9 protein-coding genes are annotated in these 8126 nt (G+C 64.4%); 2 read left to right on the top strand and 7 right to left on the bottom strand.

From position 1 onward, the window contains the following. Positions 1 to 63: 63 nt before the first annotated feature. Entirely contained in the window at positions 64 to 810 is a 747-nt protein-coding gene (locus I5M_RS20935) for a YebC/PmpR family DNA-binding transcriptional regulator (protein WP_022723187.1), read from the bottom strand. Between the two features lie 192 nt (positions 811 to 1002). On the opposite strand from I5M_RS20935, the gene I5M_RS20930 reads away from it, so the two are divergent. Beyond that, on the top strand, positions 1003 to 2754 hold the full coding sequence (locus I5M_RS20930; protein WP_031337247.1) for a methyl-accepting chemotaxis protein: 1752 nt from the start codon (positions 1003 to 1005) through the stop codon (positions 2752 to 2754). Positions 2755 to 2898: 144 nt separating this feature from the next. Here the strand turns inward: I5M_RS20930 and I5M_RS20925 are convergent, their stop codons facing one another. From I5M_RS20925 to I5M_RS30285, 6 genes are all read right to left on the bottom strand, one after another. Next, positions 2899 to 3177 (bottom strand): cysteine rich repeat-containing protein, encoded by a 279-nt coding sequence (locus I5M_RS20925; protein WP_244432065.1) that lies wholly within the window; start codon positions 3175 to 3177, stop codon positions 2899 to 2901. Positions 3178 to 3276: 99 nt separating this feature from the next. Next, positions 3277 to 3726 (bottom strand): periplasmic heavy metal sensor, encoded by a 450-nt coding sequence (locus I5M_RS20920; protein ID WP_022723184.1) that lies wholly within the window; start codon positions 3724 to 3726, stop codon positions 3277 to 3279. Continuing rightward, positions 3723 to 4157 carry a hypothetical protein gene (locus I5M_RS20915; protein ID WP_022723183.1) on the bottom strand — a complete coding sequence of 145 codons (435 nt, stop codon included), beginning with the start codon at positions 4155 to 4157 and terminating at the stop codon, positions 3723 to 3725. Before I5M_RS20915 ends, I5M_RS20920 begins: the two co-directional genes overlap by 4 nt. Beyond that, a complete protein-coding gene (locus I5M_RS30290) occupies positions 4154 to 4741 on the bottom strand; it encodes an RNA polymerase sigma factor (RefSeq protein ID WP_051048801.1) in 588 nt (195 codons plus the stop codon). Before I5M_RS30290 ends, I5M_RS20915 begins: the two co-directional genes overlap by 4 nt. Positions 4742 to 4781: 40 nt before the next feature. Then, on the bottom strand, positions 4782 to 5108 hold the full coding sequence (locus I5M_RS32410) for a hypothetical protein (RefSeq protein WP_148287930.1): 327 nt from the start codon (positions 5106 to 5108) through the stop codon (positions 4782 to 4784). A 57-nt stretch (positions 5109 to 5165) separates the two neighbouring features. Beyond that, positions 5166 to 5885 (bottom strand): outer membrane protein, encoded by a 720-nt coding sequence (locus tag I5M_RS30285; RefSeq protein ID WP_022723181.1) that lies wholly within the window; start codon positions 5883 to 5885, stop codon positions 5166 to 5168. A gap of 520 nt (positions 5886 to 6405) precedes the next feature. Between I5M_RS30285 and I5M_RS20900 the strand changes: the two genes are divergently transcribed. After that, a complete protein-coding gene (locus I5M_RS20900; RefSeq protein WP_022723180.1) occupies positions 6406 to 7911 on the top strand; it encodes a cache domain-containing protein in 1506 nt (501 codons plus the stop codon). Positions 7912 to 8126: the final 215 nt, after the last annotated feature.

The following is an 8126-nucleotide window of genomic DNA, read 5'->3' as shown; positions in this document are numbered from 1 at the left end:
GATGACGTGGTTCTATGGAGCGGCGCTGCCCGCAAGACCGTGAACACGCTTTGGGCGAACGACTTACCCCGCCATCTTCGCCATCAGTGCGTCCGAGACCTCGAAGTTCGCGTAGACGTTCTGGACGTCGTCGTGGTCGTTGAGGTTGTCCATCAGCTTGAACAGCTTCTCGCCGGTCTCGTCGTCGACCGCGACGGTGTTCTGCGGCTTCCAGATCACCGCGGCCTTGCGCGGTTCGCCGAACTTGGCTTCGAGCGCCTTGGCGACGTCGCGGAAGGTTTCCTGCGAGGCATAGACTTCGTGGCCGCCTTCGCCCGACACTACGTCGTCGGCGCCGGCCTCGATCGCGGCTTCCAGCATGTCGTCGGCCGAAGCCTTGTCGGCGTCGAACTCGATGATGCCGGTGCGGTCGAACATGAAGGACACCGAGCCGGTTTCGCCGAGATTGCCGCCCGACTTGGTGAAATAGGAGCGGATGTCGGAGGCGGCGCGGTTACGGTTGTCGGTCAGCGCTTCGACGATCACCGCGACGCCGCCGGGACCGTAACCTTCGTAGCGGATCTCGTCGTAGTTCTCGCTCTCGCCGCCGATCGCCTTCTTGATGGCGCGCTCGATATTGTCCTTCGGCATGTTCTCGGCGCGAGCCGCGATCACCGCTGCGCGCAGCCGCGGGTTCATCGCCGGATCGGGCGTGCCGAGCTTGGCAGCGACCGTGATTTCGCGAGCCAGCTTGCTGAAAAGCTTGGACTTTTGCGCATCCTGCCGGCCCTTGCGGTGCATGATGTTCTTGAATTGGGAATGTCCGGCCATGCGCTCTCTCGGGTCGATCAGGAATTAGGGGCTGCGGCGCGGCGTTATAGTCGGCGGCACGGCCGAAATCAAAGGCTTGCAGCGAGGCGGCGTCCACAACCCACGTAACTCAACGAGGAAGGGAAAGTTAACCCTGGGTTCACGCGGTCATGCGAGCATGCATAGCTCGGTTCCATTTCCGCCGGAGTTCCCATGCCATTAGGCCTGTTGCGTAAGCGTCCCGCCGTGGCGCTGGCCCCCGAGGCCGCCCCTGCCCTGGTGCCTGAGCCGGTCCCCGCCTCGCCCGAGCCGCAAGACGGCAGCAGCGAGATTCTCGAACTCTTGGAGCTCGAACTCGGCTCGCTGATTCGCCAGCTCGAGCGCTCGGCCAAGCAGGTCTCGGTCGGCACCCGCGCCACCACCTCGACCCTGCACACCATCCGCGAGCGCACCGATGCGCTGACCAGCCGCACCAGCGCCGCGCAGGCGACCGCGGCCTCGTTCTCGCAGGCCGCCGACAAGTTCACCCATTCGGCCGAAGCCATCGGCGCCCAGGTGCGACAGGCCTCCGACCTCGCCGACCAGGCCAGCGCCGCGGCGGCCGAAGCCAGCACCAATGTGGACCGCCTGCGCGAATCCTCGGCGGCGATCGGCAATGTGGTCAATCTGATCTCGCAGATCGCCCGTCAGACCACGCTGCTGGCGCTGAATTCGACCATCGAAGCCGCACGCGCCGGCGCTGCCGGGCGCGGCTTCGCGGTGGTGGCGACCGAGGTCAAGGCGCTGGCGGTGCAGACGCAGGAAGCCACCGAGGAAATCCGCCGCAAGATCGAGGCGCTGCAGCGCGACGCGTCGAGCTCCGCCGACGCGGTGCATCGGATCAGCGATGCGATCGCCGCGATCCGGCCGGTGTTCGACAACGTCAACGGCGCGGTCGGCGAGCAGACCCGCACCACCGGCGAAGTCGCCGACAACGCCGCGCAGGCGTCGAGCTTCATCGTCTCGGTCGGCGACAGCGCGGCCGAGATCGACAGCGTCACCCGCGAGGCCGAGCACCACGGCGGCGAAGTCGCCCGCGCCGGCCAAGACGTCACCAGCTTCGCCGAGAAGCTGCGCACCCGCACCGCGGTGCTGCTGAAGCAGAACGAGCGCGAGCACGAGCGCCGCCGCGAGCGCCTGCCCTGCCATTTGTCGATCGAGATCGACACGCCGAAAGGACGGATCACCGCGCCGGTCTACGAGATCGCGATGGACGGCGTGCTGATCAGCGGCCCCGCCGCCGCGGCGCTACCCAAGCAAACGATGCTCAGCGCGACGCTGCAGGATGTCGGCGACTGCCAGATCCGTATCCGCGAGATCGGCAGCAGCGGCGCGGTCGCCCAGTTCGTCGCGCCGGGCGCGGCGCTGCAGGAGCGTATCGAAGACCGGCTGTGGGCGATCCGCGACGAGAACACCGAATTCGTCACCCGCGCGATGCAGGCCGGCACCGAACTCAACCAACTGTTCGAGCGTGCGGTCGCGACCGGCGCCATCACGCTGGAGCAGATGTTCGACGACAACTACGTCGAAATTCCCGGCACCGATCCCAGGCAGTATCGCACCCAGATCCTCGACTGGGCCGACCGCGCGCTGCCGCCGTTTCAGGAAGCCTTCCTGGCCAAGGATCCGCGGATGGCGTTCTGCGTGATGATCGACCGCAACGGCTATCTGCCGGTGCACAACAAGGTCTATTCGCAGCCGCAGCGCCCCGGCGACGTCGCCTACAACACCGCCAACTGCCGCAACCGCCGCATCTTCAACGATCCCGCCGGCCTCGCCGCCGGACGCAATACCCGCGCCTATCTGATCCAGAGCTACGCCCGCGACATGGGCGGCGGCGTCACCGTGATGATGCGAGAAATCGACGTCCCGGTGAAAGTCCGCGGACGGCATTGGGGCGGGTTCAGGACGGCGTATAAATTGTAGCGCCAAACCGACTACCGTCATGCGCGGGCTCGACCCGCGCATCCATCGCGCGGAGCGCGCGAGATGCCTACTTTTTTGCGAGGAGGATGGATCGCCGGGTCAAGCCCGGCGATGACGTCGCGTGAGTGGTTAGCGTTCTGGCAGTTACTTCGCCTCACTCACCACCTTCTTGCACGCGTCCGACAGGCCGCTGAAATTGTCCATCAGGCATTTCTTGATGCGGCCGCCACCGGGCATAACGCCGCTGCAGAACTTCTGGTAGTCCGGCTTGCAGGCTTCGCGTGCGGCGCCATTGTCCTGTGCACTCGCCAAGGACAGCGACAGCATCAGCACGACGACAGCGCTGGCGGCGACCAGCGTTGCGCGCACCACGGTGTCGCTCACGTGGAGCACAGGTTTGCGGCGAAGCGGAGGCTGGGTCATTCGCACCATATCGTATCCTCACATTGGAGATCGGCGTTGAAACGCCGGATGTAATGGATACGCTCCAACGCATCCGATCCTTCGCGGCGCCCGCCGCGCTCAGCGAAAAAAGTCGCCGACGAGTTGCCGACGTCCTTTCGCTGAAATGTGCTCGAGAGTTTCGACGAACGTCTCGATCACGGCGTCGCCGATCTTGACGCGCTTGTCCCGCGCGTCCTGGATCGCGGCGCGTAGCGCCGGCTTGTCGAGCTCGGGCTGGCCGGCCAGCCGCAGCGTCTTCATCAGCGCCGCCGTGTAGTCCTGCTGCAGCGGCTGCATCTGCGGCCGCTTGGCCTCGGCGATGCGATGCAGGATGTCGGCGTCGGCCGGCGGCAGACGCTGCGCGACGCGCTCGATCAACCGCATCGGCATGGTGGTTGCCACCGTCTTCGGTGCCCACTCCGCCTGCGCCCATTGGGCGCCGATATAGGCGCCGAGCGCGACATTCAGACAAAGCGACGCCAGCAGCAGCAAGCGGCCGCCGGTGAACGGGCCGAGACGGATGCTCATTGATGTCCCCATAGCGTCAGAGCCGAAGCGTCGAACACCGCATCGACTGCGGCGAGCGCCTGCTCGGTTTGGTGATAAGGCAGCGTGCCGGCGATCCAGATGCCGAGCAGGGCCGAACAGGCGAGACTGCCGACCGGCACCAGTGTCGCGGGTTGCAGCCAGCGTCGATACCAGGGCTCGCGAGATTCGGGCTCGCGAGTTTCGGTCGCGGCGATCCGCTGCAGCACCGCCAACGCGGCGCGGCGACTGCGCGCTTCATCGATCTGCGGCGCCGCCGACAGAATCTCATCCAGAGAGCGTTGCGCGCGCAGGATGGCAGCGCCCTCCCCGGTCGCGGCGATGCGCTCGGCCGCGGCACGTTCCGGCTCGGGCCAGCGTCCAACGTCGCCCCCCCAAGTCTCGGCGAGTTGTGTGAAGCGATCGAGCGTCATCGCGACCTCCTGTCGTTCTCGATGTTTTCGACTTCTTTTTTCAGTGCGGCACGGGCGCGCCCGAGCAGCGACTCGAACGCTTTGGCGCTGAGATCCATCGCTCGAGCGGCTTCCTCGCCGGACAGGCCTTCCATGTGAAAAAGCGCGATGGCGCCGCGCTGCCGCTCCGGCAGCCTCGCCATCGCGTCCTGCAAGGCGCGGCGCTGCTCGCGGGCGATGATCGTTTCCACCGCGCCCGGCTCGCCGGATTCGATTTCGGCAGCCTCGTCGATCGGCGCAAAGCTGGGCCGGCGTACCCGATCGAACGCTAGATTGAGCACGATGCGATACAGCCAGGTGGTGAAGCGCGCGATGGCCGGGTCAAAGGAATCCGCTTTGTGCCAGACGCGCAAAAAGGCCTCTTGGCCGATATCGTCAGCCTCCGCCGGATTGCGGACGATGCGCTGCGCCACCCGGATGGCGCGCGGCATGTGACGATCCATCAGGATGCGAAACGCCTGCTGACGGCGCGCCGCGACGGCCGCCATCAACATCTCGTCGCTGGTGTCCTGCATGTCGATCGACCTTGCCCCGCCGGGCCGCATCACAAATGGAGCGCGCCCGACAGCCATCATCTGCATCCGACTAGCACGGCCGCCAGGCGCCGGCGATCCAGCATTGGCGCGGGGCAACCGGCAACGGGTTCGCCACCACGACACGGGGCGCGTAGTACGGCGCGACCGGGTAGTACGGCCGTGCGTAGTATGGATAGGGCCGCAACGGATAGCCCGGCCGATAATAGCCGCAGCCACGATAGACCCCCGGACCGTGCCAGCCGCCGCGAACGCAAGCAACCGGTTCGGCCAGGGTGACGCCGGCCGGTGCCGTGAGGGGCGCCCGGGGAGCCAGTGGCGCCGCATTGGCGGTCGCAGTTGTGCAGACGAGCAGAGCGAGTGCAAGGTAGCGGTGCATCTTCGTGTCCTCTCTTTAGATACGCTGACGATTGATGTTGCTTCGACCGGACGGTGCTCAGAATTTCCAGCCGAGGCCGGCGCGAAGCGTGTGTGTGTCGAGCTTGCTGTCGCGGTCGGCGAAGGTGACGGCACCGATGCTTTGCGCACCGAGGCTGGTCTTGCCGTAGTTGTCGTAGATGTACTCGACCCGGACCGTGGCGGCCCGCGTGAGACGCCAATCGACACCGCCGCCGATCGACCAGCCGGTGCGTGTGCCCTTCCAGCTCGCGGTCGCGCCACTGACGTTGTCGATCGCCCGGTTTTCGACGCCGGCAACCGCGAGACCACCTGCCACGTAAACCAATGCGCTGTCGAAACCGTAGCCGAGACGGCCACGAACATGACCGTTCCACTCCATCTTGGTTTCGAGCTGCGCAAGGCTCGGGTCGGGGCCCAGTCCGATATCGACGCGGCCATTGGCATCGACAAAGCTGATATCACCTTCGATACCAGCCACCAGACGGCCCCATTGCTGATTGAAGCCGCCGAACATGCCGCCGGATGCGCCTTTCGGGTCTGCGAAATGAAATTCGCCGGTGGCCGGCAGCGAGGTCTCGCTGCGACCGGAAACATAGCCGGCCTGGACACCCAGATACGGGCCCGCCCAACTCGTCGCCGTGAGCACCTCCATCGAGGGCGCTTTCGCAGGCGGTACGCGATAGCCGAGATCGGCCGCATGGCCGGTCTCAGCGCTGCAGATCGTCACTAAACTCACGAATCTGATCAGTCGCTTCATCGTCAATCCCCACGGATTCCGGCAGCACGCCGGTCGTTGTGGGGAATACGGACCACCCGTGACTTTCCTTCGCGGCAATTTGCGAGGCCGCAGCGGCCGTCCCAGGCGCCGCAGGATTACAAGGAAGGTATCGAGCCTAACTTAGGATAATCCCAAGCAGGTAACATCAAACCAAAATACAATATTTGCTCGTTTTTGCCTCAGACCAACGTATCAGCTGCGGTAGATTTTTACGTTTCGATATCAAATGATCCTGCAAGGTTGATTATCAGGAACTCATGGCTTCGCCGCGCGCGTAGTCTGACGGAGCGGTTGCCAGTGGCCGTCGCCGGGAGCACCTGAAGCGCGGCCGGGAATTAGCCCGGCGGGAAGCCCATGCCGGATGTCTGGCCGATTGACGGCCGAGCTCCGCATGTTGTCGTCAAAAAAATGCAGCGGGCGAAAGTCCGCTTGCAGGGGACGCGGAGCGACGCTCTTGCGGCGGCGCGCCGTGGAATCGTGCCACAAGGGGATTGCCAGAATGCTTTCGAAACTGCGTATGACGATCGGTCGTCGGATCTATCTGTTGATCGGTCTCGGCTTTCTCGGCCTGACAGGCACGACATTGCTGAGTTCATACGAGATGGGTGCGGCGCTGAAGCAGCAGAAGCAGTTCGAACTCAGCCACATCGCCGAACTGGCAATCGCCATCATCAAAGAGGAATACGACGCCGCGCAGAGCGGCGCTCTCAAGCCCGAAGAGGCGCAGAAGCGAGCACTGGAGCGCGTCTCCAAACTGCGCTACGGCGGCAACGAGTATTTCTTCATCACCGACATGCAAAGCCGCATGCTGATGCATCCGATCGCCAAGCAGCTGATCGGCCAGGACCAGACCAACACCAAGGACCCCAACGGCAAACCGCTGTTCGCCGAAATGGTCGACACAGTGCGTCGCAACGGCAGCGGCTTCGTCGACTATGTCTGGCCCAAGCCGGGCTCCGACAAGCCGCAGCCGAAGCTGACCTATGTGGGCAGCTTCGCGCCGTGGAGCTGGATCGTCGGCACCGGCGTTTATATCGACGACCTCGACGCCCAGACCTGGGCGGCGACGCAGCGCGCGCTGATCGCGGCCGCCATCGTGCTGCTGCTGATCACCGCGGTGTCGATGCTGATCGCCCGGATGATCACGCGGCCGATCCACGCCATCACCGACACGATGAAACAGCTCGCCGCCGGCCGCATCGACGTCGAGGTGCCGGGCACCGGCCGCAGCGACGAGATCGGCGAGATGGCCGAGGCCGTGGCGGTGTTCAAGACCAATGCGATCGAGCGCCGCCGGCTCGAGGCCGAGCAGGCGGAGGCCGAGCATCGCGCCGCCGCGCAGCGCAAGGCGGATACGTTGCGGCTCGCCGAATCCTTCGAGCACGCCGTCGGCGAGATCGTCCACACCGTGTCGTCGGCCTCACAGGAACTGGAAGCCTCCGCGAGCTCGCTGACCTCGACTGCCGAACGCTCGCAGGAACTGGCCACGACGGTGGCCGGGGCCTCCGAAGAGGCCTCGACCAACGTACAGTCGGTCGCCTCCGCCAGCGAGGAGATGAGTTCGTCGATCGTCGAGATCAGCCGCCAGGTGCAGGACTCTGCCCGCATCGCCCACGAAGCCGTGGAGCAGGCGCGCCAGACCAACGGCCGCGTCGAAGAACTCGCCAAGGCCGCGGCGCGCATCGGCGACGTCGTCGAGCTGATCAACAGTATCGCCGGACAGACCAATCTCTTGGCCCTCAACGCCACCATCGAGGCGGCGCGCGCCGGCGAGGCCGGCCGCGGCTTCGCCGTCGTCGCGGCCGAAGTGAAGGCGCTGGCGGAGCAGACCGCCAAGGCCACCGGCGAGATCAGCCAGCAGATCAGCGGCATCCAGGCCGCAACCGATCAGTCGGTGTCGGCGATCCGGGCGGCGGATGCTAAAAGCCTTGAATGGTATAAAGCACATGATAAAGAGCGCACCGCTAAATTTGAGGAAAGGAGTTTGATGACGAGTTCCTCATGAGGCATACTCAGAAATTAACTCACAACAGGTATATGATGTTAAGAAACTAACAACTTTCTTTTAACAGTAAGGAGAAAAAATGCCAAATGAAAAGCAGAGTTTGTTCAAAACTTTTGATCCTCTAAAAGTTTATGATTTTTTAAATAATGTTTCATATCCACAGGTTAAGTTCATTATCGAAGCTGAAGCAAGCACAGCCTATAACCAAGTGCCTT

This window comes from Rhodopseudomonas sp. B29 (assembly GCF_000333455.1).
Lineage (GTDB): Bacteria > Pseudomonadota > Alphaproteobacteria > Rhizobiales > Xanthobacteraceae > Rhodopseudomonas.
The sequence above is the reverse complement of the archived record's forward strand: the minus strand, read 5'-3'. Positions and strand labels throughout refer to the sequence as shown.